The sequence below is a fragment of the Mucilaginibacter psychrotolerans genome, assembly GCF_004519315.1.
Classification (GTDB): domain Bacteria; phylum Bacteroidota; class Bacteroidia; order Sphingobacteriales; family Sphingobacteriaceae; genus Mucilaginibacter; species Mucilaginibacter psychrotolerans.
Map to the genome: position 1 here is coordinate 271,371 of NZ_SOZE01000003.1, position 26,939 is coordinate 298,309.

The window sequence follows — 26,939 nt, forward strand, 5'->3', positions numbered from 1 at the left end:
TTTTTAAGATGTTTGTAATTGGTAATTGAAGTTACAACTAAATATTATTATAAATGCAAATATTTTCAACTCTTTTTCAGGTAGTTACGGCACGGATTATGTAAAATAAACACAATAGCGCAAGCAAAACAAAAAACGTTTTCTTTATGTTGTTTTTTGCTTAGTATTGTACGTAAGCTTTGCCCCCCGCCGCCTACAATTTCATTAAGGATACTACCTGTGATCGAAACTATCAAAATACTATACCTGGAGCATAACGCAGGCACCGTTTTAACGGTGAGCGCTACGCTTAAAGCAGCAGGTATTGATGCAAAGCTAAAGGTAGTTGATAACGGCCCCGCCTTCCTGGAGGAATTATCAGGGTTCGCCCCCAACCTAATTATAGCCAGCGATGCTTTCCCCGCACTGAGTGCAGCGGACGCTTTGTCGGCGCTAAAACAATACAGCCCTGCCGTACCATTTATGGTGCTGGCCAATGAAGGCACCGATGCGCAGCAGATAGTAAGGCTTATAAAACAGGGGGCCTGCGATTATATCCTCAAGAAGGATATCCATACGCTGCCCGCTGCCGTACTGGTTGCCACCCATGATGCTGCCATTCCCCCAAAAGCGCAGCTTACCGAACAGAACTACCGGCAAATAGTAGAGACCGCGCAGGAAGGTATCTGGATAGTAGATCAGGATTTGATTACCGTTTTCGTGAACCAAAAAACCTGCGATATACTGGGCTACCCCGCCGAAGAAATGATTGGCAGGGATAAATCCGATTTTAGGTACAACCATAATAGCAGCGATACGCTTGCCCGGGCGGAGAAACGCAGGCAGGGTATTGCCGAAACGCACGAAAGTACTTTCATTAACAAAAGCGGAGCCCATGTACAATGTATTGTGGCAACCAACGGACTTTTTGATGCCGATGGAAAGTACACAGGCTCGCTGGCTATGCTCACCGATATTACCGGGCGAAAGGAGCACGAGAATGCCCTGAAGCATTCTGAAGCCAACCTATCGGCTGTTATAGAGAACACCAGCGATTTGGTGTACTCACTGGATCGCAACCTGAAGGTGATCACCTACAACCAACTCTTCAAAAATACGATCAAACATGTTTACGGCTTCGATATTTTTACAGGAGTAAGCACGCTGGAGATGATTAGCGGCTATGATGCGGAGGTGGGCCGGAAATGGGAAAACATATACCAACGCGCACTGGACGGCGAAACCCAGCAATTCGTAAACGAATACACCTTCGGGCCCGAGAAGGTGTACCTCAGCTATTCTATCAACCCTATCAGGGAGAGCGGGCAGGTTATCGGCCTCTCCTGCTTCTCGCGCGATATTACCAAACAAAAGCTGGATGAGGCGGCCATACGCAAATCTGAAGCAAGCCTGCGCACCATCTTCAACAATACAGATGCAGCGTGTATGCTTATTGATGGGCAAGGCAACATTGTATCTTTCAATAACCTGGCGCAACAGCTATCTGAGGTGACAACGGGCTGCAAAATTGCCGAAGGCAGCGCGGTATTGGATTGCATACCCACACAAAATCACGCCTTTGTGCTGGAGATATTAGAGAACACCCGCAATGGCGGCGTGATGCACTACCAGGAGAGCCGCCTTATTAAAGGGCAGGCAAAATGGTTCGATATTACCTGGGCGGGCATCAAAGACCAGCAATACGAAGATTTTGGCTACATCTATACCGTAAAAGACGTTACCGACAAGAAAAGGCTGGAGATAGAACGTGAAAAAATCACGGCTGACCTGCTGCAGCGCAACAAAGCGCTGGAACAGTTTACCTACATCATATCGCATAACCTGCGCGCGCCGGTGGCCAACATCATCGGGCTGTCGTCGCTGCTGTCGGGCTCCAGCCATGAGGATATCGAACTAGCCGAAATAGTAGATAGCATCAGCAGATCTGCGGATAAACTCGACGATACCATCCTTGATCTTAACCGAGTTTTGCAGGTGAGCCAAACGCCCAATGAACATATAGAACGCATCAGGCTATCTAAGCTGGTTGAGGATATTAAACTAAGTATCAGGCACCTGATCGAAAAAGAACAAGTATCCATACGAGCGGATTTCGAAACTGCAGAAATCGTATCGCTCAAGAGTTTTATTCACAGCATCCTTTATAACCTCATCTTAAACAGCATCAAATACCGCAACCGGGTGGTATCGCCGGAGATAGTCATATCAGCCAAAACAGCCAACGGCAAAATTACCATCAACTTCCGCGATAACGGGCGCGGTATAGATACCTCTAAATACAGCGAAGATATCTTCGGCCTTTATAAAAGGTTTGATACCAGCGTAGAGGGCAAGGGCATTGGCCTGTTTATGGTGAAAACGCAGGTAGAAAGCCTGGGCGGTACCATAGCTATTACCAGCGTGCTTAATAAAGGCACAGAATTCATCATCAATTTACCCCAGCAACAGCTGATGGCAGGTTAAAGCCAATTTTAGGTAGACTGTATGTAGCTGTGCAGCTGCTCTATGGTTTCCTTTTGCGAGTGGATGGTTTCGTACACCACATCATTGATAGAGATGATGCCGCAAAGCTCATCCGCCTCATCAAAAACGGGCAGATAGCGGATGTTGTTCTCGCTCATGATAATCATACAGCTCTCTACAGACGATTTTGGTGTGATGCGCGGCAAATTAGTGCTGATGATGTCGCCGGCGGTCGTATCGTCAGAATGTTTGCCCATCAGTATTATTTTACGGGCGTAATCGCGTTCGGTAACCAGGCCAATATATTGGCCGTTATCAGTAACCACTACCGAGCCGATATTCCTTTCGGCCATTAGTTTAAGCACATTCAATACAGTGGTATCGGCAGGTACGGCAATAACCGCACTCCCCTTGCGGGCTAAGATGTGTTTTACGCTTTTCATAAAAAAATACAGGTTTATAATTGGGTTTATGAAATTACGAATAAGTATGTTAAAAACAATAGGTTATGCCTATTAAAATAAAATAATAAAGGCGGGTATCTTATACTGCAGGTAATGGGCCTTGAAGGTGGTTAGGCAATTGGCTACTTAGATGATGGGGTCTTGAAACAAGTAATAAAATGACGTATTATTATTTAAAACAAAACGCCCCGGCTTGTTTAAAACCGGGGCGTTCAAATATCGGGCGATTGATGCTTACAAGTACGATTGCAAAAGATTTGCCTTTGAATTTTGCCTTAAGCGCATCAGGGCTTTATCTTTTATCTGGCGAACGCGTTCGCGGGTAAGATTGTACTTCTCGCCTATTTCTTCCAGCGAGTGCGGTGCGTTATTGTTCAAACCAAAGAACAATACGATCACCTGCCTGTCGCGCTCAGCCAAAATGTTCAGCGAGCGTTTGATCTCCTGGCTCAACGAATCGGCCATCAGTTCGCTGTCTGTAGCAGCGTCGCCGCTTTGCAATACATCCAGCAGGGTATTTTCTTCGCCGGTGATGAATGGCGCGTCCATAGATACCTGGCGGGCCGAGTTGGAAAGAGAATCTGATATCTTCTCGGTAGTGGTCTCCAGGTCATCGGCCAGTTCTTCAGGCGTTGGCTGGCGCTCTAATTCCTGCTCCAGTTTTGATGCAGAGCGGTTGATCTTGCTCAGTGAGCCTATCTGGTTAAGCGGCAAACGCACAATACGGCTTTGCTCGGCAACGGCCGACAGTATCGACTGGCGGATCCACCAAACGGCGTAAGAGATAAATTTGAAGCCCTTGGTTTCGTCGAAACGCTTTGCAGCTTTAATCAGGCCCAGGTTACCTTCGTTAATAAGGTCGCCCAATGTAAGGCCCTGATTTTGGTATTGCTTAGCAACCGAAACCACAAAGCGCAGGTTGGTTTTTGTCAATCGCTCAAGGGCCGCCTGATCGCCTTCGCGTATCTTCTGCGCCAGTATAACCTCTTCCTGTGCCGAAATAAGGTCTACCTTGCCAATTTCGGTAAGGTATTTGTCCAGTGATTGTGATTCGCGGTTGGTAATCGATTGTGAAATCTTAAGCTGTCTCATATATAAAAATGTTCCAAATTATGCCGACCAATAAACCGGCGGGGTACTAAAAATAAAAAGAATGAAAAAAATTGGTACGATCCGGAGATAAGTATTGCTTATGCACGAAAAGAGCAAATTTTTGGTAAAGTTTAGCGTATAAACCCAAGTTAAGAAGTGTTTGTATTTCGTTGCTCCAAATCAATTAGCAAAGATACATAAACAATTGTAGTCACAGTGTAAAACAAACACTTATATTTTCATATTCGCGATTATTTTAAATGTATGCACAAAGTCATTTATGATTTGTTGACAAACACAACAAACCATATACCTTAGTTTTGGCTTTATTGTTTTATAATATGACATCTATTCTTAACAACATACCCTACTCTGTACTTGATTTGGCTACCGTAGTACAGGGCCAAACGCCCGCAGATACCTTCCCAAACAGCCTCGATCTGGCACGCCATGCCGAGCGTTTGGGTTACACTCGCTATTGGTTTGCCGAGCATCATAACATGATCAACGTGGGCAGCTCGGCCCCAACCATACTCATTGGCTATATTGCCGGCGGCACCAAAACCATCCGTGTAGGCAGTGGCGGTGTAATGCTGCCCAACCATGCGCCGCTGGTGGTAGCCGAGCAATTCGGTACGCTGGCATCCTTATACCCCGGTCGTATAGATCTGGGCCTGGGTCGTGCGCCGGGTTCCGATCAGCTTACCGCCATGGCCATTCGTGGCGAAAACATGAACGCCGCGTTCAACTTCCCCCAGGACGTAGAACGGCTACAACAATATTTTTCGGCAGATAACGAGCACAGCAAAGTGCGCGCCGTGCCGGGCGAAGGGATTGATATACCCATCTGGATATTAGGTTCCAGCCTGGATAGTGCCCGCCTTGCTGCAGCAAAAGGCCTCCCCTATGCATTTGCCAGTCACTTTGCCCCTACATATTTTTTAGAGGCGATAGCGCTGTATCGCCAGAATTTTAAGCCCTCGGAATATTTGGATAAGCCCTACGTAATCAGCTGTATCAACGTAGTAGCGGCCGATACCGATGCAGAAGCCAACCGGTTGGCAACTTCGGTGCAACAATTCATCAAGGGCGTGGTAACCGGCAAACGCGATTTACTGCCCCCACCCATTGATACCATGGAAGGCGTATGGAACTACTTTGAACAGGAAGCCGTAGAGCAGATGCTGACCTACGCCATCTTCGGGGGACCCGAAACCGTGAAGCAAAAAATGCAGGCCTTCATAGCCGAAACCCAGGTAGATGAGGTGATGGTAACCTCTCATATCTTCGACCACCAGGCCAGGCTTCGCTCCTACGAGATATTTGCAGAGGCCATGAAAAGATAAACACGAATCCCACTAATTGAAACGAATTTCACGAATGCTGTCAGGATATTAGCATTCGTGAAATTCGTCCCATCGTGAAACAAGTTCCTGGTTACTTTACCTTTACAAGCTTGCTCGTAGGCACTTCGTATAGGGCGGCTGTTTCTTCGTCAAGCAGCCACAGGGTTTTATCATCCTTAAAGCATACAGATTCTATTTGCGGGGCCTTTACAGGCAGCCAATAGATATTACCATTAAACCAGCTGGAGCCGGGACCTGTTCGTTCAAATATCCATATAGAACGATAAGTAATCACCACCAGGCGGTCGCCGTCTTCAGTACAATCGGCAGCAGTTACCTTGCCGCCAATGTTAAATTTATCCAATAGCGTCAGCGTGTTTACTTCGTCGATCCGCTCTACATCCATGCGATAGAGGCGGGTGAAGGTATCCATACGATCTTTAGATAGCATGTGGAACTTACCATCGGCAAAAAACACCGCCTCGCAGTCGTAGTTGAAATCCGTTTTGGCATTGTAAACTTTCTGGTCGGGATATTTAAAGAAGAGTTTCTTCAAAAAAGTGGTGTTGCTGGCAATAGGCGATGGCTCGGGCACTACGTAAAGCACCAGATCGCGACGATCGTTGTAGTTGTTGCCTATATCGGCAATAATAAGGTTGCCTTTGTCGTCTACCGCGATATCTTCCCAATCTACATTGGTTGCACCGGCGATGGTGATGCCTTCATAGTTGCGGTATCGTGCCGATTGGTAGAATTTGCCCAGGCTATCGATTGCGAATACGCGCGGCTGGTCGCCCGAGTCGTTCTGCATCCAGAAAACGTTTTTATCCGTACGGCTTCTGACGATACCTGAAAGCTCCAGCTTGCCCCAATAATCGAATGTGTATTTGGCTTTCAAAACCTCCGGCTCGCGTACCGGCAGTTTGAGGTCCTGTGCCCAGGCAATGCCCGCGTTTAATAAGGTTAACAGCAATACGCCTTTTATAGCCTTCATTTGTTTTTTCGGGCCAAGATATGCGTAGCGTATTAGCTTTGTGTTTACTTAAGGTTAGGCTTGTATGAGGAAGAAAGTGGAGTTAATTTTAGTCCGCCGCCGCGATTAGCGCAGCGTATCTCGTGGTGGGCATCGTGTAAGCTTCCAGCTTGAGTCAGCTGAAAGCTGACACTGTGCGACCTACGGGCTGGAAGCCAATAATGTTCAAGACGTGTTGAGATGTACGCATCGCGAGTTCACTCACCCTGTCTGCCGACAGGCAGGCCCGACGGCCCGCCATTCGCGGGCGTCGACCCTCTCTGCTGCGCAAAGAGGGTGAATGAATTGTAGCTCACCTTCTTTCCGCTTGCGGAGAGAGGGTCGGGCAGCGACAGCGAACCCGGGGTGAGTCAAATATGCGTGCGATAAGTTGTGATTTTTAAAGTTTCGAACATTCCAGCCAACGCATCAAAATAATCTATACCTTGTCTAAATAATCAGGCGGGTAAACCTTTTGGCCATACTTTTCGGCAATGGCCAGCATTTTTTTGGCCACTTCGGGGTCACTCATTACCGGTGAGGGTAAAAACTCGCCGGCTTTTACGGGCTGCCCTATCTCCAGGAACATCTCCTCCAGGCCCGCAGGCACCACCGTGCAAATCAAATGAGCCATTTTATCGCTTTTGTTTTTGAAGCAATGTACAATGCCGCCTTTAGGGATATTGATAAAGTCCCCCTTCGTCGCGGTAAAAGTGGACACTTCTGATTTTACGAGTACCTCGCCCTCTACGATATAGAACGATTCCTCGAAATCGGCATGCGCATGCGGACCTGGACCGCCGCCGGGCGGCACCAGCATTTCTATAACGGCAAATGCCCCGCCCGTTTCCTTGCCCGATACCAGTATGCGGTAGTTACCGCTCATTACCGATAGGGTTTCGCCCTCATTAGCCGCTAATACTTTTGGTGCTGCTTTTTCCATAGTGCTAATATCTGTAAAAAGCGATTGAATCTCCAATGCCGAAGTTTCTTTCCTTCATTATTCGAAATTGGATGTTCAGTGTTCGATATTAATTAATGAGCTATCGAGTTCAGTTTATGGTTCACTACCCTATCGGCATAATCCTGTATAAAGGCTTTGCAGTCCATCATGCCCTTCTCCATTTCGGGGTTCGGCTTGCCGTCCATCAGGTTGTGCTCAAGGCCTTTATCGGCGGCGGCGAATATGCCGGTGATATTTTCCCCATCGAACAGGTAAGTGTAGTTGCCCTGCATAAACTGGTAGATATTGCCGGTGGAGTTGATTACCCTCGGCGTTTCGGCAGGCAGATTGCTAATGAGGCTGCGGCCCCATGAGCGGAAGGGTTTGTTGTAACCGATCAAGTCGGCAAGGGAAGGGTAGATATCCATCTGCGAAGCTAAATCCGTGCGTACGCCTTTTAACCCATAGGCCGGATTGGCGCTGTATAACAGTATCGGCACGGCAAATCGGTTAAGCTCTTTGCTGTATTCGGGGTAGTGGGTTTGGCTGGTATGGTCGGCCGTTATCACAAAGATCGTATTGGCGTACCAGGGCTGCGTTTTGGCATAGTTGAAGAATTGCCGCAACGCGTTATCTGAATACTGCACCGTTTTGTGGATGGGCAGCGGGCCGCCGGAGAAGCGTTTTTTATATTTTTCGGGCAGCTGGTACGGATCATGCGAAGAAAGCGTGAAAAGTGTGGCCATAAAGGGCTGCTGCTGCGTGCCGAGGGTGTTGGCCATAAAGCGGAAGAATTGCTCGTCCCATATACCCCAGATACCGTCAAAATCATTATCGTTATTATACTCGGTTCGGCCATAATAGTTTTTGAAGCCCAGGATGCTGCCGAAGCCCTGGAAACCCATAGAGCCATTGGCCGCCCCATGGAAAAACGAGGTTTGGTAACCGAGGCTATCGCATATGGATACGATTGAGGCTATCTTTTGCTTGGCATAAGGCGACGAGGTAAACGCAGTTTGGAATGAGGGGATGCCCGCCAAAACCGAAGACATACCATGGATGGATTGCCGGCCGTTGGCAAAGGCGTTGGTAAATATCAGGCTGCTATCGCTCAATGAATCGAGGAAGGGCGTGTATGATTTAAAGCCCGGGATATTGGCATGCCGGTTCATACTGCCCCAATACTCGCGGGCCATGCTCTCCAATATAATAATGACCACATTGGGCTTGCTGGCCGGGTGGCTATTGTATTGCTTAATCGGTTGTATGTTGGCTTTGATATAGGCCTCATCGGTAAAATGCTGCAGCTTGAAATTGTTGCTGCTAAAAGTGCGGATGATAGCAAACGGCGTGTTGAGCACTACATCGCCCTGGTTGGGCACGGTAACGTGTTTGTAGGCATCAACCATATTGATGGGCCGGGTGCTATGTTTAAAATCGCCGCGTATGCCACCGATAATTAAGGCTATCGATATCAGCAAAACTACCACTGAAGAAGCGAAATATGCCCAGCCGGGCTTTGTAGGGGCGGGCTTAACTTTCACCCTTTTATAAAGCCATATCCACAAAAATGCCGCAATGATGAAGAGTGCCAGGATATACCAATAGGCAAAGGCAAAATGGGCAGTAAGCGCCTCCTTATTGCTCTCTTGAGAAACGATATCCAGCGTGGCCCTTGTAGAGCGCACCTGGCTAAAGCGGTAGTAGATAATATCGATGAAGTTGGTTGCGTAGGCCAGCAAGTTGGTTGTGAAATACAAGATGGCAATCCCTTTTTGATAGCCTGGCCTTGTATTGATGGTAAAGGGTAGCACGCTGGCCAGTATAAACAGGATGTTGACGTACAGCAGTGCAGCAGTATCGAACGCGATGCCGTAATAGCATAGCTTCAGCAGCGTAGCGGTATCATCTATAGCAATGAGGTTGGTGTTATAAGTAAAAAACAGCACCCGGGCAATAAAGTAGAACAAGTAGCCCAACGCCAGGCGGTACAAAAGCACCTTATACTCCGCTAACCTCAATTTATCGCCCATTGATTAATGCCTTAAGTTACATCCGGTTGCCCTAAAATGCAGCCGGATTAGTGAACAGGCGAATCTAGCAAAAAGCGAATAATTGTTAAGTCAGCGTTAAATCATTGTTTTGCGTTTGCCGCTGCGTGGTTATTCAAACACAGAGGTTTTCTCAGAGGTCACTGAGTTTTTTTGAGTCAAATCAAATAATACTCCGCGGCTTTTGTGTTTCTCTCTTTGCGGCCTCTGTGTTAAAAATCACTACTATACTTTAAAAACCCCCAATCCTCATTTTACAACCGGAAGTATAATCTTTGATTGGTTGTGGTACACCTTTATAGTCTCTTTTACAAAATCTGCATCGCTGGCTTTGTTGATATTCGGCACGAATTGCTGCGGGTTCCTGTCTGTAAGCGGGAACCAGGTGCTTTGTATCTGTATCATCAGCTTATGTCCTTTCTTAAAGGTATGTGCCACATCGGGCAGGGTAAATTTTACCTGCGTGGTTTGGCCAGGCACAAATGGCTCCGGTCGTTCAAAGCTGTTGCGGAATTTGCCACGCATAATTTCGGCACGCACCAGCATTTGGTAGCCCCCCATAGGGTATTTGGTAATGGGGTCGGCAGTGGTGTTATCTGGCAGTACGTCTATTATCTTTACTACAAAATCCGCATCGGTACTGCTTAGCTCAACCAATAAATCGGCTACCACAGGGCCCGCCAGGGTAAGGTCTTCGGCAAGAACACCACCGTCATAAGTCAGCACATCAGTGCGTCGGGATGCGAAGCGCTGGTCATCGTCCATATACTCGCGGGTGCGGTAAGCGTGTACTTTTTCCGTGTATGGTACCGGTTTGGCCGGGTCGCTGATGTAAGTATCAAACGAGGGCGCAAATGTTTGGATCTGATTGAAGGATAAGGCACCATTTTGTTCCAGATAAACGGGCGTGTATTGAATATCCGCAAGCGGCCATTGGCTAAAGCTGCGCCATTTGTTCTCGCCCGAGAAAAAGATGGTGGCTTTGCTCAGCGTATCCGCGCCCTTCCCTTTCAAATAGTAATTGAAATACGGCACTTCAAGGTCCTGGTAATAAGCAGCCGTGTTACTGCCGAACTGTACATTGCCCAGCCGCGTGCCATCCTTGCTTGCCCACTGCCCGTGGTACCAGGGGCCGATGACCAGCTTGCTATTGGTGGCAGGACTTTGTTTTACCAAAGCCTGGTAAGTATGCCATGCGCCGTAGGCGTCCTCCGCATCGAAAAGGCCGCCCGTAACCAGCATGGCGGGTTTTATATTTTTGATACCTGCACGCGCATCGCGGGCTTTCCACCAGGCATCCAGGTTGGGGTGCTCCATCATATCGCTCCAGAATTTCATGGTATCGCCGCTTAGTTTGGTGAAGTTAGGCATCGCCCCCATTTTCAGGTACAGGTCGTAATTGTCCTGGCTATCAAACTTTAAGTTGCCCAATGCACCGTTTACCGATGGCTTGCGGCTCGGCGCGGTAAAGCCGTACACCACCTGGAAATCGAAGGCATCCATCAGCATCATCACGCCGTTGTGGTGGTCGTCATCGCCAAAGAAACGATCAGTAACCGGTGCCTGCGGACTAACCACTTTCAATGCCGGGTGCCCGCTCAAAGCCACCATCGTGGCGTAAAACCCAGGGAATGAAATACCTATGGCACCAACCTTGCCGTTATTGTTGGCGATGTTTTTCACCAGCCAGTCGATGGTGTCGTAGCTGTCGCTGGCCTCATCTATATCCTGTTTTGTTTTCTTATTAGGGTTAAAGGGGCGCACCACCTCAAATTTACCCTCACTCATATATTTGCCGCGTACATCCTGATTTACGATAATATAGCCCTCCCGGCAGTAGCGCATCATATAACTTCGCCAGTAGCTGCGGTAAGCCGCACCATAAGGCGCAACGGAGTAGGGTGTACGGCTTATTAATATCGGATGCTTTTCCGTTTGATCCTTAGGGATATATATAGATGTAAAGAGCTTCACGCCATCGCGCATGGGGATGCTTACTTCCTTTTTGATGTAATTATTCACAAACCAAACCGAATCGGGGTTTTGTGCAGCGACAATCAACGGAAACAAGGTGATGAAAAGCAAGGTAAATTTTTTCATGCCTAAAGGTATTGAATTTGGCGAAAAGCTGATAATCCTTAAGCGCTTTCAGGGGTAGGAAAGCGTAAAATCCAATAGCGGCTTTGGGTATAATTGTCGCAGCATCGTCTCAATTTCATCATTGCGTATCAAAATTGATATAAAAGGCCTGCAATATGCCGCAGTATTTTATATTTACCGGCTGATATATCCACCACTTACATCCAATGAAAAAAAGCTCGTTCCTTTTATTGCTGTCTTTATTTACTATCGGCGCATTTGCCCAGCAGGCAGGCAAGATAACCGACCCGGTTGAATGGATTAACCCTTTGATGGGCACACAATCTAAATACGACCTCAGCAACGGTAACACCTACCCTGCCATAGCCGTGCCATGGGGCATGAATTTCTGGACCCCGCAAACCGGTAAAATGGGCGACGGCTGGCAATACACCTACGATGCTTATAAAATAAACGGTTTTAAGCAAACGCACCAGCCATCGCCCTGGATGAATGATTACGGGCAGTTTGCCATTATGCCGATAACCGGCAAATTGCAGGTTACGCAAAATGGCCGTCAAAGCTGGTTCTCGCATAAAACCGAGGTAGCTAAACCTTATTACTACAGCGTTTACCTGGCCGACCACGACGTGACTACAGAAATCACTGCTACCGAGCGTGGCGCACAATTCAGGTTCACCTACCCCAAAAGCGATAGCTCGTACATCGTGATAGATGCTTTCGATAAAGCATCATTTATTAAGGTTGACCGCGCTGCCGGCAAAATCACAGGTTACGCTACCAAATACGCCCGTGGCCCGCTAAAAAACTTTAAGAACTACTTTGTTATTTATGTAGATAAGGCCATCGGCATGGCGCAGTTATTTAGCGACAGCACGTTTACCGAGGGTACCGAACTTAGTGCGAAGCATGTTAGTGCCGTTATTGGTTTTAAAACCGTTCAAGGCGAAAAAGTGCACCTGCGCGTAGCCTCATCATTCATAAGCCTGGAGCAGGCCGAACTCAGCCTGCAACGCGAAATTGGCAAAGAAAGCTTTGATGCGACCTGCGCCAAAGCAAAAGCTACCTGGAACAAAACCCTTAGCCGTTTAGCAGTAGAAGGTGGCACGGTAGACCAAACCCGCACCTTTTATTCCTGCCTGTACCGCATGCTTTTCTTCCCTAATAAAATGTATGAACTGGATGCCAAAAATCAGCCCATACACTGGAGCGCACAGGATGGCACCGTTAAACCCGGCTATAAATTTGCAGGCACGGGCTTTTGGGATACTTTCCGCGCACTGTACCCTTTCCTGAATTTGGTGTATCCCGAAATCAACAAAGAAATGCAGGCCGGTTTGGTAAATGATTATAAAGAAGGCGGTTGGCTGCCCGAGTGGAGCAGCCCCGGTTATTCTGATGTGATGGTAGGCAACAACTCGGCATCGGTAGTAGCTGATGCTTACCTTAAAGGCCTCCGTGGTTATGACATCAACACGCTGTACCAGGCCCTTATACATGGCGCAAATAACGATGGCCCGGCAGCAACCGGCCGCGACGGCGTAGATTACTATAACACGTTGGGTTATGTACCTTACGATGTGAAGATAAACGAGAACGCAGCGCGTACCCTGGAGTATGCATATGACGATTTCACCATCTATAAATTGGGCAAGGCACTCAACCGCCCGGCATCAGAAACAGACCTGTACAAAAAACGCAGCATGAACTATAAAAACCTGTTCGACCCATCAACAGGCTTTATGCGTGGGAAAAACAGGGATGGAAAATTCCAAAGCCCGTTCAGCCCGTTCAAATGGGGCGATGCCTTTACAGAGGGCAACAGCTGGCATTACACCTGGAGCGTTTTCCACGATATACAGGGCTTGATTGATTTGATGGGTGGCAAACAGAAATTTGTGGCCAAGCTCGATTCGGTGTGGTCACTGCCTCCGGTTTTTGATGATAGCTATTACGGCGAGGTGATACACGAGATACGCGAAATGCAGATTGCCGGCATGGGCCAATACGCCCACGGCAACCAACCCATACAGCACATGACTTATCTTTACAATTATGCAGGCCAACCCTGGAAAACCCAGCTGCACGTGCGCGATGTAATGAATAAGCTTTACAAAGCCACGCCCGATGGTTACTGCGGTGATGAGGATAATGGACAAACATCGGCCTGGTACGTATTCTCGGCAATGGGCTTTTACCCGGTTTGCCCGGGCAGCGGCCAATATGTATTAGGCACGCCATTATTCAAAAAACTTACGCTTACGCTGGATAATGGCAAAAAGGTAGTTATAAACGCACCCAACAACAGTGCGGCCAATACTTATGTACAATCGCTTAGCGTAAACGGCAAAGCTTATGATTTGAACTGGTTAAACCACACCGATTTGCTCAAAGGTGCGGTACTTAACTTCAACATGTCGGCAGCGCCAAATAAAGTAAGGGGTACCAAAACAGTGTCGGCGCCTTATTCGTTATCAACCGAAAAGTAAAAACTGTGTATGTTTGTCCTATGAAAATAACGCGATTTTTAATTTGCCTGGCCATCCTTGCGGGTGCATTTAAATCAATTTCATTTGCGCAGGACACCCTAAAAATAAAACCGGTAGCGCCGGCGGTCACCACGCCGTCGGCCGCGCCGGTATTGTTGAGTACTACCAGGCTGGGCATTGCCGGTATGGCGCATGACCACGTCAACGGCATCCTGAGCGAGTACCAACAAGGCAAGGTAATTATCGTAGGTATAGCCGAAGCCGATAGGCAGCTGCGCGCCAAATACCAGCAAAAATACCACCTGCCCGATTCTATCTTTTACGACGACCTGAAAAAGATGGTGCTTGCCACTAAGCCCGAAGCCGTTTTGGGCTATAACCCGGTAGCTAAACATATAGATATTGTAGAGATATGCGCACCGCTGGGCATCAGTGTTATGGTAGAGAAACCACTAGCTGCCACCCTTGCGCAGGCCAAACGCATGGAGTTTTTGGCATTGAAGTACTATATTAAACTACTCACCAATTACGAAACCACCTGGTACCCTTCTTACCAGCATGTGTACAACATGGCATCGAAAGACAGCATTGGCCAAATACGCAAAATGGTGGTACACGATGGCCATCAGGGGCCTAAGGAAATTGGCTGCAGCAAAGAGTTCCTGAGCTGGCTCACCGACCCCGACCTGAACGGCGGAGGTGCCCTGATAGATTTTGGCTGCTACGGTGCAGATTTGATGACCTGGCTGATGGATGGCCAACGCCCAGTTGCCGTAACAGCAGTGGCACGCCATTTTAAGCTGAACGTGTACCCCAAGGTAGAAGACGACGTAAACATCGTGATAGAATATCCCACCGCAACCGGCCTCATCGAAGCATCGTGGAACTGGCCGTTCTCTATTAAAGACCTTGAAGTTTTCGGCGAAAAGGGCTACATGCACGCGCTGGACCGGAGCAATACGCTAACCCGCATAAACGATAATACCAGCAACGCAACTACCACCAATACGCTGGAGCCGCCGCTGGATAACCCGGTAACTTATCTGCAATTGGTGCTTAAAAACAGGTTGCTCGGGATCAACGACCGCTCCTCGCTTAAGTATAACATGATTGTAATGCAGATATTAGATGCCGCCAAACGTTCTATTGCAGAGGGCAGGCGCATCGTACTTTAAATTCCGTTTTATTTATTAACAGTTAATAATATATCCTTTGGAATTGTATTATTTTAGCGCCCTGTAAAAATAAACAATCACCTGCGCTATGTTCAAACAACTTTCTGTACTACTGCCGCTCTGCATTTTAGGCATGGTATCCTGCCAGTCTAAACCATCAACAACCGATAAAAACGCTGACACTCCGGGTACAGCACAAACTACTGCCACGCCCGCTACCGTTACACTGGCAACAGGCCCTGTTGATAATGCGGCAGTCTTAGCACGTAAACAAGTACCTATCCTGTGCTACCACCAAATACGCGACTGGAAAGCCACCGACAGCAAAGGCGCGAAAGACTACATCGTGCAGATAGCTGCCTTTAAGGAGCATATCAAGATGCTGGCTGATAGCGGCTACCACACCATCCTGCCCGATCAGTTGTACAACTACCTTACTACCGGCGCGGCATTACCCAAAAAACCCATTATGCTCACGTTTGATGATACCGACCTTGACCAGTTCACCATTGCTGCGCCTGAGTTGAAAAAATACGGGTTCAAAGCTGTGTACTTCGTAATGACGGTATCGATAGGCCGCCCACGATATATGACAGCTGATATGGTTAAACAATTATCAGATGCAGGTAACGTAATTGCCAGCCACACCTGGGATCATCACCGTGTGGATAGGTACACCCACAACGGCGTGTTCCAGATAAAAGGTAAAAACGGCAAAATAACCAACCGCCCGGTTGATGATTGGGTTACCCAAATAGATAAGCCTACCAAGAAACTGGAAGAGATCACGGGCAAAAAAATCATCTACTTTGCTTACCCGTTCGGTATATGGAAGAAACCCGTATTGCCCGAGATACAGCAAAGGGGCTTTAAGATGGCTTTCCAACTTGCAGATAAACGCGATCCTGAATACCCATTATTGACCGTAAGGCGCATCTTAGATAGCGGGTACTGGAGCACCAAAACCCTGGGCAACGCCATTAAAAACAGCTTTTAATAGCGGCTTAATTTAAAAAGCTTTTTATCTTTAGCCATGCATATTACATCCCGTTCCGTTTTGATTGCTTTGTTTTCTGCCACCGCTTTAGCAGCATGCAACCAGCAACCCGAAAAACCTAACGTTGACAGGAAGGCGCAATCAGCTATGCTGATACAGGAACACTTCAGGTACCTTAACGATCACGACCTGAAAAGCCTGGTAAGCCAATACGGACCCAAAGCTAGTATCACCAGCAGCGATTGGAAAGGCACGGCAAACGGCCCTACCGGCGCCGATGAAATATTCCATCTGGAGTTCTACGTTTCGCCCGATGCTAAATACCTGGTTGATAGAACTATCAATACAGATAGTACCGTGGTGGTTGAATATGATGTAATCGGTTTAAAGGATAAAGACAACGGTAATGTGCGTTATGATGTACGCAAGTGCAGCGTGTTCCGCATTGACGATAAGAACCAGATAAGCAGTGAGGCCACCTATGTAAATAAGATGGCGTACCATAACGGTAACTAAATAACAAAGCCTCTTCCGTCGTCAGAAGAGGCTTTGTTGCTTTTAGAGGTTCTCGCCCGCCGGGCCTTGCCCTTTGTTGGATGCGTTTTGCGGCTGCGGATTTTCCAGCTCTTCGTTATCATTATCCGGTGTTACGGTGGGTATTTCTTTCGCTTTGTCGGCATCCAAGCCGTCGTCTGGCTTTAATGTTTCATTATCCACGTTGTCCACATTGCCTTTAATATCATGGTTCTTGCCCTGATTATTGGCGCGGTCGAATTTTTCTATTGTCGTTTCCATATGTTTTAAATTTAAGGTTGATGTTATTAACTTATAGATAGAAAAAACCGTACCAAGTTTTGGGGCGAGTCCAAAAAATCGGGAATCGGGACTTTACTGAATCCCCTACTTTTCCGACTTTCCTCCGTATCTTTGCTCCAATGCCGCAAAACCGCTCTGCATATTCGCAAATGATAAAGGCCGAGGCTAAAAACCTGGGCTTCTTGTTTTGCGGCATTGCCAAAGCGGAGTTTTTAGAGGACGAAGCACCACGTTTGGAAACTTGGCTGAACAAAGGCATGCATGGTGAGATGCGCTACATGGAAAACCATTTCGATAAACGACTGGACCCGCGCCTGCTGGTTGATGGCGCAAAATCGGTGATATCGGTAGCGTTGAATTATTACACCGACGAACAACAAACCGACCCATCAGCACCCAAATTATCCAAGTATGCTTACGGTACTGATTATCATTTTGTTATAAAAGACAAGCTAAAGCAATTATTAGCGTTTATCAACCGCGAAATTGGCGAAGTTGGCGGCCGGGCGTTTGTAGATTCGGCACCCGTGCTGGATAAAGCCTGGGCCAAAAAAGCTGGATTAGGCTGGGTAGGCAAAAACGCCAATTTATTGAACAAGCACGCCGGTTCCTTTTTTTTCCTGGCGGAACTAATCGTAGATATAGAACTGGAATACGACGTAGAACCTACTGCCGACCATTGCGGTACCTGTACCCGATGCATAGATGCCTGCCCTACTGATGCCATTGTTGGCCCTTATGTGGTTGATGGCAGCCGCTGCATATCTTACCTCACCATAGAATTGAAGGACGAGATCCCCGCCGAATTCAAAGGCAAAATGGATAACTGGATGTTTGGCTGCGATATTTGCCAGGATGTTTGCCCCTGGAACCGTTTCTCCGTAATCCATACCGAACCGGCCTTTGCCCCTCATGCCGAATTACTCGGCCTGAAAAAGGAAGATTGGAACGATTTAACGCAGGATGTGTTCCAAAAAGTATTCAAAAATTCGGCAGTAAAACGCACCAAATTCGATGGGTTGAAAAGGAATATATCGTTTTTAGCCCCCCAGCCCCCTAAAGGGGGAGCAAAAAATAAGCCCATCTAATAAATAGGTGGGCTTTTTGTTTTTTTGAGATCCCCCTTCAGGGGGTTGGGGGGCTGGGGCTGAGCTTAGCTCTTCCCAAATTTATTGGCCAGCAGTTTCAGCATATCATCGTCAATAGGCTTTGTTGGCTCCTCTTTCTTTTTAGCGGGCTGGTTGTTATTGAAGTGAGGCCTGTTGATTTGTGGCGTTGTTTTTGGCGCATTGTTGGTAAATGCCGGCTTGGGTGCAGCTGGTTTGGCCTCCGGAGTATGTGGCGTACTTTGCTGAGCAGGCCTGGCAGCCTGTTTCTCGGCGGCCCTTTTGGCGCTCCAGCGTTTGTATATCCCTTCCAATTTTCGCTTGGTATATAATGGAAAATCGCCCTGCATCATCCAGGAATAGTAGCTTGGCTCTACATTCAGTACATCTTCTACCTTTTTGCCTTTGTGCTTGCCAAAGTTTATCAGTTCCTCACCTTCCTCGTTGTACACCATACGGCCGGCAAAGTCAACCGGGCGGCTAAGGTTAGTAAATTTGTGCAACTCCTCTACATCGCCTGTTACCGGCTTGCTGCGGTTGCCTTTTTTGTCTTCGTATTCGGTATCTACATAACGCTCAACCTGCGCCAACAAAACCTCCATGGTTGCCCGGGTATCGGCCTCGGCGCTGTGGGCGTTTATGATGTCTTTATCGCAATAAAATTTGTATGCGGCCCGCAGTGTGCGCTGCTCCATCTGGTGGAAAATATTTTGCACATCTACAAAGTAGCGGTTCTCCAGGTCGAACAGGATACCGGCGCGCAGGAATTCTTCCATCAGCATTGGGATGTCGAATTTATTGCTGTTGTAGCCGGCAAGGTCACTATCACCTATAAAAGCGGCTATTTCCACACCCAGTTCGTGAAAACGCTTTTCGTCTTTTACATGCTCATCATAAATGCCGTGCACAATTGATGATTCCAGCGGGATAGGGATACCCGGATGTATGCGCCAGGTCATCACCTCTTCGCTGCCTTCGGGGTTAAGTTTTATTACAGATATTTCTACAATACGGTCGGTGCCGATATTTGTACCGGTGGTTTCCAGGTCGAAAAAGGCAAGTGGCCGTTTTAAATTTAATTTCATGGTTATTAGATCGGGACTGCAAAGGTGGCAAAAACCTTAAAATTTTCGGTAGTTTATTTTTGTGATTAAATTAACCAGATAATTGCCTATTTTCAAGCCTGTGAAATTAACTTAAACCTGCATGAAAAAAATCCTGCTACTACTGTTCTCTTTATCATTGATAAGCACCCTTACCCGCAGCCAGGACTTTACCTATGGCGATGTAAGTCCGCATGAAATGGACATGAAAAAATACGTTAAAGACACTGCTGCCCGCGCTGTTGTTTTAAATGAATATGGGAATTCGCAGATACTTATTGGCAGTGATGAGAAGCTGAAGGTTGTTTACAACTATCATGTTAAGATAAAGATTATCAACACCAAAGGTTTTGATAAAGGTACGGTAGAAATTCCCTTACGGATTTTAAAAAATGGTGACGAGGAAGTGGGCGAAGTTAAAGGCTACACCACCTATACCGACGAAAACGGTAACCTGCAAACCACGGAACTGGGAAACAAAGCCGCTTTTAGCACCAACGAAAACAAGTACTGGAAAACACTAAAGTTTACTATGCCTAACCTTAAACCCGGCTGCGTTATTGAGTATAAATACGAATTTACCTCTAGCGAATGGATTATACCAACCTGGAAGTTTCAGGACGATATACCCAAGCTGAATTCTTTGTACGAAGTTCACATCCCTGGTTTCTGGAACTTCAACATCTCGTTGAGGGGACCATACAAGCTCACCAAAAATACGGCCGAGATTGAAAGAGAATGTTTTACCCGCCACGGTGCCAAGGCCGATTGCTCGCACATGACGTTCCAGATGGCAGATATACCGGCGTTTATAGAAGAGGATAACATGACTGCACCGAAGAATTTTATGTCGGCAGTTTATTTCGAACTATCTGAGTGGACAAATTTCGATACCGGCGTAAAAACAAAGTTTACAAAAGAGTGGAAAGATGTTGACTTCGAAATGAAAAAATGGGACCACTTTGGCGTGCAGCTAAAAAAGAAAGACCAGCTAAAGCCCTATATATTGCCCGTAATAGCCGGCAAAACTGATGAGTTGGAAAAAGCCAAAGCCGTGTTTACATTTATCCAAAAGACCATCAAATGGAATAATTTTACCTCTATAAGTAGCGAGAATATACGCAAAGCGCTTGATAGCCATACCGGCACCGTTGGCGACATCAACCTCACTTTGGTAACCGCACTGGGTACAGCGGGCATCAACGCAGAGGCTGTATTGTTAAGTACCCGTCGCAATGGCCTGGTAAACAAGCTATACCCGGTTGTAGACGATTTTGATTATGTGGTGGCAAAAGCAAACATAGGCGGTAAAAGCTACCTACTCGATGCATCAGACCCGCTACTATCTTTCGATATGTTGCCGCTTAGGTGCCTTAACGACCAGGGTAGGGTAATGAGCCTGGATAAGCCCAGCTACTGGATAGACCTTGTTGCCAGCCAGCGCAAGGCCCAAACCAGTAATTACGACCTCACCCTGCAAAGTAACGGCAAATTAAAAGGCTCTATTACTACTTACTATTTTGGCTACGAGGCTTACGACAGACGGAAAGCAATAAAGAAATTCAATACATTAGATGAGTACGTGGAGAATTTAGACGACAAGCTGGTAAAAACAAAGATCCTAACTTCGGCAATCAGTAATGTAGACAGCCTGGATATGCCCTTAACCGAAAAATATGAAGTTGAGATTGATGCTTTCGACAATTTGAACCATAACAAACTCAACTTCAACCCTTTCTTTTTTGACAGGATCACGATCAACCCTTTTAAGTTGGAGGACCGGAACTATCCGGTAGATATGGGCATGTCGTCAGACGATCGCTTCATCCTAAATATGCACCTACCAGCCGACTATGTCATTGATAGCGCGCCGCAGGGTATAGCTGTTAGCTTACCCAACAAAGGCGGCAAATTCATTACCAGTTTTACCGGCGAGGGGAATAACTTCACGTTTTCTAACGTATTGCAACTGACCAAAACGATATACGAACCAGAAGAATACCCATACTTAAAAGAATTGTTCAACAAAGTGATAGCCACCGAAAAGGGCGAAATTGTGTTTAAAAAGAAATAAATGAAACTAATCTGTTCGGTGCTTTTATTGTTGATGCTGGCAACCGCTTCGCAGGCCCAATCGCAGCAAAATTATGATGTAAGCCTCATTCCCAAAAATCTGCTGCCTTATGCCAGCACTGTGGTGCGTAACGAGGAAGTGAATATTGAGGTAAAAGACGACGATAATACCGTTTACCATATTAAAAAGGCCGTAACCGTACTCAACAAAAACGGCGACGACATTGCCCGCATTGTTTTATGGTACAACAAAAACAACCCTATTCGCAGCGTGAAGGGCGTTACGTACAACGAATTCGGCAAGCTGATAAGCAAATTCAGCGAAAAAGATTTTGTTGACCAAAGCGCTACGGCCAGTTATTCCTTATTTGATGATTCGCGGGTGAAGCATTTCATACCTTCTATCGGGGCCTATCCTTACACCATAGAATACGAGTACGAGCAACGCTCCAAACAATCCCTTAATTTTGATGATTGGCAGCCTAATTCCTCATCGGGGATGGCGGTGGAAAAAAGCACGTTTACCTTCGCATGCAGCCCATCGTTCAAAATAAGGTATAAAGAGATAAACCTGCCTGCAAAAGTGGCCATCGGCAGTACTAAAGATGGGCTAAAAACCTATACCTGGCAGGTGAGCGGCATCAAGGCTTTCCGATACGAGCCCTACAGCCCCAACGAAGAGGAATACCTGAGCATGGTAAAAATTGCGCCTCAGGATTTTAAATACGAAGGCATCAGCGGTAGCTTCAGTAATTGGAAAGAACTGGGCCAGTGGACTTATGATAAATTACTGGCCAGCCGAAGAGCCCTGCCCACCCCTACCATAGAATTCGTAAAGCAGCTTACTGCCAACATTACCGACCCCAAGCTGAAGGCAAAAAAAATATATGAGTACATGCAATCTAAAACACGTTACATCAGCGTACAGGTAGGTATAGGCGGTTATCAACCGTTTTTAGCCGCTGACGTAGACCGCACAAGCTATGGAGATTGCAAAGCGTTGGTGAATTACACACAGGCCTTGCTTAGTGCAGTGGGGATAGATTCGTGGTATTGCGTTGTACAAGCTGGTAGCGAAAAAGTAAACCTGATGCCCGATTTCCCGAGTATGGGCCAGGGTAACCACATCATTTTATGCCTCCCTTTCAAAAACGATACTACATTCTTAGAATGTACCAGCCAAAAGATTCCTTTCGGTTTCCTGAGCGATTTTACCGACGACCGAAACGTTTTGGCTTGCACCCCGCAGGGCGGCAAGCTGATGCACACCACCAGCTATGCATCGCCTATAAATCTGCAAGCCCGAAAGGCCTCTTTTACCATTGATGATAAAGGCTTGCTTACCGGCAATGTTAGCACCGTTTTTAAAGGTACACAATACGATAACCGCGAAGACATGCTTGATGAACCGCCCGCCGAGCAGCTGAAATTGTTTCCGAAATTTTATCCGGCTATTAATAATCTTGAGATCGAAAACTACAGCTTTAAGCAGGATAAAGCCATACTGCCATCTATTACCGAAGATTTGAAGATAAACGCACGCGATTTTGCCACGGCAGATAACGGCAAGCTTTATTTCTCGCTCAACCCGCTTAACCGCAGCGGCCGTGCACCCAAAGATGTACGCAACCGTGTAACCCCGCTATACATTAACCGGGGCTATACCGACGAGGACGAAATAACCTATAAACTGCCTGCCAGCTATAAACCCGAGTTTAAACCGGATAATGTCATCATAGATAAACCATTCGGTCGCTTTACCATGACGACTTCCATCAAGGCAGGCGAATTAGTTTTTACGCGGCGTATCCAGTTAAAAGAAGGCACCTACAGCAAAGATCTATATGTCGAGCTGGTAGAGTTTTACCAAAAAGTAGCCGATGCTGATAATTTCAACATAAGCCTGGTGAAAAGTTAATTAGCTGAAGATAATGATACCGAGTATAATGCCAACGATCATAATAACGTAGAGCATAATTTCGGTACTTGCAAAACGCTTATATTTAGTCCAGAAAGAATAGTCCTGTTTTGGTTTTTGCATCATGCTGCAAAAATATACAATTTTTCTGTAGCCATAGTTATAAAGCAAGAAGAAACCTGTGGCTGTTCCCCCTTCGCCGTAAAGCAATTAAGCAATTGGATTAGTTCCCGGGGGCGGTGAGCAAAGGATCTGAAATCGAGCCGGCTCGGGAGAAATACTGATAGATGCCGTTATCGTGTAGCCGTACCACTACCACCCCGCGGCGGGTACTGGCATGTACGATATAACCGTTTTGCAGGTAAACACCCACATGGCTAAACTGCTTCCCGTCGAAATCGAAGAATACCAGGTCGCCTTCTTTCAGTTCTTCCTCGTATTTACGTTTAATGTTGTTTACTTGTAAAGCACAGGTACGTGGCACGGGCATATCATAAACCTGTTGCTGCAGCAGGTACACCAGGCCCGAGCAATCTATCCCACTTTTATCCAGCCCACCGAAACGATAAGGCGTACCCATCCATTCTTCTATAAAACTGTAGAGCCTTCCGTTTTGGATATCGTTGCGCTTAACCCCCATCATGGTAGCATATTTATCCGCAATTTCCTTATCCGGCTTTACCATTACATAAGGGCCGCGGCGCAAAGGGCCGTTATTATTACGCACGGTCAATTTACGCGAGTGGCAAGAAGTCAACAGTATAGCGGCGACAAAAATAAAAGCTAAATTGGTATAGCGTTTTAAGAACATGTGATAAAGATAAACTCCTGATTTCAGATGGGCAAATCAATGTCGTTGACTTAAGGAAGCCCCGGCCCCATCGGGGCCAAATGTCGGTAGCAAACAAGCAAAAACCACCTTTGTGCCGTAGGTACAACACTGGCGATGTAGCATACCTATGGCATGCGAGTAGCTGATTATCGATTAGCTACCGACCTTTTGCACCTATGGCGCACTTCGAAATAGCTTAAGTAAACGATATTGATGTGCAAATTACAGATGTGCAGATGAAAAAAGAATTGACTTATTTTAACAAAAAAAGATCTGCACACCTACCCTATTCATCTGCATATCTGCACATCTGAAATCTGCACATCTATCACCCTTTTATTACCCGCTGTATCTCATCCAGTTTCATCAGGGCTTCTACGGGGGTTAAGGTGTTTACATCGAGGTTGTTGAGGGTATCGCGTATTTTCACCAGTACAGGGTCGTCTATCGAGAACATCTGCATCTGTACGGCCTGTTTCTGTACCTTGCGGATGCTTTCTTTGATATGCTCGCCCCCGGTACGCTCGTTCTCCAGTTTCTTCAATATCTCGTGGGCGCGGCTTAATACTTTTTGCGGCATGCCGGCCAACTTGGCTACGTGTATACCAAAGCTGTGCTCGCTGCCGCCCGGCACCAGCTTACGCAGGAAGATGATCTGCTGCCCAACCTCCTTTACCGAAACATTGAAATTCTTGATGCGATTGAAACTGTTGCTTAGTTCGTTCAGTTCGTGATAGTGCGTGGCGAAAAGGGTTTTGGCGCGAGCCGTGGTTTGATTATGCAGGTATTCTGCTATCGACCAGGCTATCGAAATACCATCATAAGTAGAAGTTCCACGGCCAATCTCATCCAGCAAAATCAGGCTTCGGTCGCTGAGGTTATTGAGGATGCTGGCCGTCTCGTTCATCTCCACCATAAAAGTTGATTCGCCGGACGAAAGATTGTCTGATGCACCTACCCTCGTAAATATCTTATCTACCAAACCTATGGCTGCCGCTTTGGCCGGCACGAAACAGCCCATCTGTGCCATCAGGACGATAAGACCGGTTTGCCTCAGCAAAGCCGATTTACCCGCCATGTTGGGGCCGGTAATGATGATGATCTGCTGCGAATCCGAATCAAGGTACACATCGTTGGTAATGTACTCCTCGCCAAGCGGCAGGTTCTTTTCTATCACCGGGTGTCGGCCGCCTTTAATATCCAGCACGCGGCTATCGGTAACAACAGGCTTTACGTAATAGTTCCTGATAGATATATCAGCGAAGTTAAGCAGTACGTCCAGCCGGGCAATCAGTTGCGCGTTGAGTTGTATGGGCTTGATGTACTCGGCCAGTGCATACAGCAAATCGTTGTACAGGCGCGTCTCCAAAGCCAGAATTTTCTCTTCAGCCCCTAATATCTGCTCTTCATATTCCTTAAGCTCAGGCGTAATGTACCGTTCGGCATTTACCAGCGTTTGCTTGCGTATCCACTCGGTGGGTACCTTTTCGCGGTGGCTGTGGGTAACTTCCAGGTAGTAGCCAAATACGTTGTTGAACGATACCTTTAGCGATGGTATGCCGGTAGCCTCTGCCTCGCGTTTTTGTATCTCCAGCAGGTAGCCCTTACCCCCGAACGCGATTTTACGCAAACGGTCCAGTTCCTCGTTGATGCCATCGTTTATTACCGATCCCTTTACAATCATCACCGGTGGCTCGGGGTGCAGTTCGTGGGCTATCTTCTCGCAGATGGTGGCGCAGGGGTTCAACTGTTCGCCAATGGCACGCAACGGGGCACTATCGGCCATTTCTGCTATCTTTTTAATGTCGGCTATGGCCAGCAAGGCCCTCTTCAGCTGGCTTACCTCGCGCGGATTGGCCTTTTGCAAACCTATCTTGCTGATCAGTCGCTCCAAATCGCCTATCTGGCGGATGTATTGCTGCAACGTTTCGCGCAGCTCCTGCCGGGCTATAAAATATTCCACCACGCCCAGTCGGTCGTTAATGGGCTTTATCTCCTTTAGCGGCATCACTATCCAGCGGCGCAGCAAACGTGCGCCCATGGGCGAGCAGGTATGATCCAGCACATCAACCAGCGTAAGGGCGTTCTCGTTGGCCGATCCAACCAGTTCCAGGTTGCGTATGCTGAACCTGTCGAGCCATAGGTAACGGTCTTCTTCTATCCTGCCTATTGCGCTGATGTGCTGCAGGTTGCGGTGCTCGGTTTCGTTAAGGTAGTGCAGTGCAACGCCGGCGGCTATAATGCCCAGGTTCAGTTTATCTATGCCGAAACCTTTCAGCGATTTTACGCCGAAGTGTTTCAGCAGGGTTTCCTGTGCGTAATCGCCGCTGTATGGCCACTCATCAAGGGTGTAGGTGTAAAAACGGTCGCCGTAATTGTCCTTAAAATCATGCTGCCGGCTTTTGGGGAATATCACTTCGCTTGGCGCATAGCTTTGCAGCAGCTTATCTATGTAGCCGGTATTACCCTGCGCCGTCAGGAACTCGCCGGTGGAGATATCGATGAGTGAAATGCCGATGCTGTTCTTCTCGAAATACAGCGAAGCCAGGTAGTTATTGCTTTTTTGCTGCAGGATATTATCGCTGGTGGCAACGCCCGGCGTAACCAGTTCGGTAACGCCCCGTTTTACAATAGTCTTGGTAGTCTTAGGGTCTTCCAGCTGGTCGCATATGGCAACGCGCTGCCCGGCCCGTACCAGCTTGGGCAAGTAGGTATCCAGCGAGTGGTGCGGAAAGCCAGCCAGCTCTATAAAGGTTGCCGCGCCATTGCCGCGTCGGGTGAGCGTGATGCCCAAAATACCGGCGGCTTTGATGGCATCCTCGCCAAAGGTTTCATAAAAATCGCCAACGCGGAACAACAGCAAGGCACCCGGGTACTTTGCCTTTATGGCATTATACTGCTGCATTAAAGGGGTTTCTTTGGTTTCGGTAGTCTTGGCCAAGTCGCTGCTTTTAATAAT

20 protein-coding genes are annotated in these 26,939 nt (G+C 47.3%); 9 read left to right on the top strand and 11 right to left on the bottom strand.

The window, feature by feature from the left end; translation table 11 throughout:
• Positions 1–219 precede the first annotated feature (219 nt).
• Positions 220–2,463 carry a PAS domain S-box protein gene (locus tag E2R66_RS05115; protein WP_133227317.1) on the top strand — a complete coding sequence of 748 codons (2,244 nt, stop codon included), beginning with the start codon at positions 220–222 and terminating at the stop codon, positions 2,461–2,463.
• A gap of 8 nt (positions 2,464–2,471) precedes the next feature.
• Here E2R66_RS05115 and E2R66_RS05120 read toward each other — a convergent pair whose 3' ends face one another.
• A complete protein-coding gene (locus E2R66_RS05120; protein ID WP_133227319.1) occupies positions 2,472–2,906 on the bottom strand; it encodes a CBS domain-containing protein in 435 nt (144 codons plus the stop codon).
• A gap of 255 nt (positions 2,907–3,161) precedes the next feature.
• Positions 3,162–4,019, bottom strand: a complete 858-nt coding sequence (locus tag E2R66_RS05125; protein ID WP_133227321.1) for a sigma-70 family RNA polymerase sigma factor — start codon at positions 4,017–4,019, stop codon at positions 3,162–3,164.
• Between the two features lie 341 nt (positions 4,020–4,360).
• Here E2R66_RS05125 and E2R66_RS05130 point away from each other — a divergent pair, with 341 nt between their 5' ends.
• Entirely contained in the window at positions 4,361–5,365 is a 1,005-nt protein-coding gene (locus E2R66_RS05130) for an LLM class flavin-dependent oxidoreductase (protein ID WP_133227323.1), read from the top strand.
• Between the two features lie 91 nt (positions 5,366–5,456).
• Here E2R66_RS05130 and E2R66_RS05135 read toward each other — a convergent pair whose 3' ends face one another.
• The 4 genes from E2R66_RS05135 to E2R66_RS05150 form a co-directional block, all read right to left on the bottom strand.
• A complete protein-coding gene (locus E2R66_RS05135; RefSeq protein WP_133227325.1) occupies positions 5,457–6,359 on the bottom strand; it encodes a hypothetical protein in 903 nt (300 codons plus the stop codon).
• Positions 6,360–6,816: 457 nt separating this feature from the next.
• Positions 6,817–7,320, bottom strand: coding sequence for a cupin domain-containing protein (locus E2R66_RS05140; RefSeq protein ID WP_133227327.1), 504 nt, complete (start codon positions 7,318–7,320; stop codon positions 6,817–6,819).
• A gap of 92 nt (positions 7,321–7,412) precedes the next feature.
• A complete protein-coding gene (locus E2R66_RS05145; RefSeq protein ID WP_133227329.1) occupies positions 7,413–9,353 on the bottom strand; it encodes an LTA synthase family protein in 1,941 nt (646 codons plus the stop codon).
• Between the two features lie 267 nt (positions 9,354–9,620).
• Complete coding sequence (locus E2R66_RS05150) at positions 9,621–11,471, bottom strand: CocE/NonD family hydrolase (RefSeq protein ID WP_133227331.1); 1,851 nt, start codon at positions 11,469–11,471, stop codon at positions 9,621–9,623.
• Positions 11,472–11,677: 206 nt separating this feature from the next.
• Between E2R66_RS05150 and E2R66_RS05155 the strand changes: the two genes are divergently transcribed.
• The 4 genes from E2R66_RS05155 (at position 11,678) to E2R66_RS05170 (ending at position 16,648) form a co-directional block, all read left to right on the top strand.
• Positions 11,678–13,960, top strand: a complete 2,283-nt coding sequence (locus tag E2R66_RS05155) for a GH92 family glycosyl hydrolase (RefSeq protein ID WP_133227333.1) — start codon at positions 11,678–11,680, stop codon at positions 13,958–13,960.
• 20 nt (positions 13,961–13,980) lie between these two features.
• Positions 13,981–15,135, top strand: coding sequence for a Gfo/Idh/MocA family protein (locus E2R66_RS05160; protein ID WP_133227335.1), 1,155 nt, complete (start codon positions 13,981–13,983; stop codon positions 15,133–15,135).
• Between the two features lie 88 nt (positions 15,136–15,223).
• On the top strand, positions 15,224–16,132 hold the full coding sequence (locus E2R66_RS05165) for a polysaccharide deacetylase family protein (RefSeq protein ID WP_192901943.1): 909 nt from the start codon (positions 15,224–15,226) through the stop codon (positions 16,130–16,132).
• 36 nt (positions 16,133–16,168) lie between these two features.
• On the top strand, positions 16,169–16,648 hold the full coding sequence (locus E2R66_RS05170) for a nuclear transport factor 2 family protein (protein WP_133227337.1): 480 nt from the start codon (positions 16,169–16,171) through the stop codon (positions 16,646–16,648).
• Between the two features lie 42 nt (positions 16,649–16,690).
• Here E2R66_RS05170 and E2R66_RS05175 read toward each other — a convergent pair whose 3' ends face one another.
• Positions 16,691–16,927 (bottom strand): hypothetical protein, encoded by a 237-nt coding sequence (locus E2R66_RS05175; RefSeq protein WP_133227339.1) that lies wholly within the window; start codon positions 16,925–16,927, stop codon positions 16,691–16,693.
• Positions 16,928–17,067: 140 nt separating this feature from the next.
• Here E2R66_RS05175 and queG point away from each other — a divergent pair, with 140 nt between their 5' ends.
• Positions 17,068–18,036 (top strand): tRNA epoxyqueuosine(34) reductase QueG, encoded by a 969-nt coding sequence (queG, locus tag E2R66_RS05180; RefSeq protein WP_133227341.1) that lies wholly within the window; start codon positions 17,068–17,070, stop codon positions 18,034–18,036.
• Between the two features lie 65 nt (positions 18,037–18,101).
• Here queG and E2R66_RS05185 read toward each other — a convergent pair whose 3' ends face one another.
• Positions 18,102–19,139: a 3'-5' exonuclease gene (locus E2R66_RS05185; protein WP_133227343.1), complete on the bottom strand. Its 1,038-nt coding sequence runs from the start codon at positions 19,137–19,139 to the stop codon at positions 18,102–18,104.
• A gap of 121 nt (positions 19,140–19,260) precedes the next feature.
• Between E2R66_RS05185 and E2R66_RS05190 the strand changes: the two genes are divergently transcribed.
• Both E2R66_RS05190 and E2R66_RS05195 read left to right on the top strand, forming a co-directional pair.
• A complete protein-coding gene (locus tag E2R66_RS05190) occupies positions 19,261–21,231 on the top strand; it encodes a DUF3857 domain-containing protein (RefSeq protein ID WP_133227345.1) in 1,971 nt (656 codons plus the stop codon).
• The gene (locus E2R66_RS05195; protein ID WP_133227347.1) at positions 21,232–23,148 is read left to right on the top strand and encodes a DUF3857 domain-containing protein; all 1,917 of its coding nucleotides are present in this window, start codon (positions 21,232–21,234) and stop codon (positions 23,146–23,148) included.
• Here the strand turns inward: E2R66_RS05195 and E2R66_RS29095 are convergent, their stop codons facing one another.
• The 3 genes from E2R66_RS29095 to mutS all read right to left on the bottom strand — a co-directional run bounded on the left by E2R66_RS29095 (position 23,149) and on the right by mutS (position 26,885).
• A complete protein-coding gene (locus tag E2R66_RS29095; RefSeq protein ID WP_262710289.1) occupies positions 23,149–23,274 on the bottom strand; it encodes a hypothetical protein in 126 nt (41 codons plus the stop codon). It lies immediately after the preceding gene.
• 97 nt (positions 23,275–23,371) lie between these two features.
• Positions 23,372–23,959 carry a C40 family peptidase gene (locus E2R66_RS05200; RefSeq protein WP_133227349.1) on the bottom strand — a complete coding sequence of 196 codons (588 nt, stop codon included), beginning with the start codon at positions 23,957–23,959 and terminating at the stop codon, positions 23,372–23,374.
• A gap of 349 nt (positions 23,960–24,308) precedes the next feature.
• On the bottom strand, positions 24,309–26,885 hold the full coding sequence (gene mutS / locus E2R66_RS05205; RefSeq protein ID WP_192901946.1) for a DNA mismatch repair protein MutS: 2,577 nt from the start codon (positions 26,883–26,885) through the stop codon (positions 24,309–24,311).
• Between the last annotated feature and the right edge of the window lie 54 nt (positions 26,886–26,939).

Excerpts from the sequence above, each read along its gene's own strand:
- E2R66_RS05120 (WP_133227319.1), bottom strand. The coding sequence starts at position 2,906 with ATGAAAAGCGTAAAACACATCTTAGCCCGCAAGGGGAGTGCGGTTATT.
- E2R66_RS05125 (WP_133227321.1), bottom strand. The coding sequence starts at position 4,019 with ATGAGACAGCTTAAGATTTCACAATCGATTACCAACCGCGAATCACAA.
- E2R66_RS05130 (WP_133227323.1), top strand. The coding sequence starts at position 4,361 with ATGACATCTATTCTTAACAACATACCCTACTCTGTACTTGATTTGGCT.
- E2R66_RS05135 (WP_133227325.1), bottom strand. The coding sequence starts at position 6,359 with ATGAAGGCTATAAAAGGCGTATTGCTGTTAACCTTATTAAACGCGGGC.
- E2R66_RS05140 (WP_133227327.1), bottom strand. The coding sequence starts at position 7,320 with ATGGAAAAAGCAGCACCAAAAGTATTAGCGGCTAATGAGGGCGAAACC.
- E2R66_RS05145 (WP_133227329.1), bottom strand. The coding sequence starts at position 9,353 with ATGGGCGATAAATTGAGGTTAGCGGAGTATAAGGTGCTTTTGTACCGC.
- E2R66_RS05150 (WP_133227331.1), bottom strand. The coding sequence starts at position 11,471 with ATGAAAAAATTTACCTTGCTTTTCATCACCTTGTTTCCGTTGATTGTC.
- E2R66_RS05155 (WP_133227333.1), top strand. The coding sequence starts at position 11,678 with ATGAAAAAAAGCTCGTTCCTTTTATTGCTGTCTTTATTTACTATCGGC.
- E2R66_RS05160 (WP_133227335.1), top strand. The coding sequence starts at position 13,981 with ATGAAAATAACGCGATTTTTAATTTGCCTGGCCATCCTTGCGGGTGCA.
- E2R66_RS05165 (WP_192901943.1), top strand. The coding sequence starts at position 15,224 with ATGTTCAAACAACTTTCTGTACTACTGCCGCTCTGCATTTTAGGCATG.
- E2R66_RS05170 (WP_133227337.1), top strand. The coding sequence starts at position 16,169 with ATGCATATTACATCCCGTTCCGTTTTGATTGCTTTGTTTTCTGCCACC.
- E2R66_RS05175 (WP_133227339.1), bottom strand. The coding sequence starts at position 16,927 with ATGGAAACGACAATAGAAAAATTCGACCGCGCCAATAATCAGGGCAAG.
- queG (WP_133227341.1), top strand. The coding sequence starts at position 17,068 with ATGCCGCAAAACCGCTCTGCATATTCGCAAATGATAAAGGCCGAGGCT.
- E2R66_RS05185 (WP_133227343.1), bottom strand. The coding sequence starts at position 19,139 with ATGAAATTAAATTTAAAACGGCCACTTGCCTTTTTCGACCTGGAAACC.
- E2R66_RS05190 (WP_133227345.1), top strand. The coding sequence starts at position 19,261 with ATGAAAAAAATCCTGCTACTACTGTTCTCTTTATCATTGATAAGCACC.
- E2R66_RS05195 (WP_133227347.1), top strand. The coding sequence starts at position 21,232 with ATGAAACTAATCTGTTCGGTGCTTTTATTGTTGATGCTGGCAACCGCT.
- E2R66_RS29095 (WP_262710289.1), bottom strand. The coding sequence starts at position 23,274 with ATGATGCAAAAACCAAAACAGGACTATTCTTTCTGGACTAAATATAAG.
- E2R66_RS05200 (WP_133227349.1), bottom strand. The coding sequence starts at position 23,959 with ATGTTCTTAAAACGCTATACCAATTTAGCTTTTATTTTTGTCGCCGCT.
- mutS (WP_192901946.1), bottom strand. The coding sequence starts at position 26,885 with ATGCAGCAGTATAATGCCATAAAGGCAAAGTACCCGGGTGCCTTGCTG.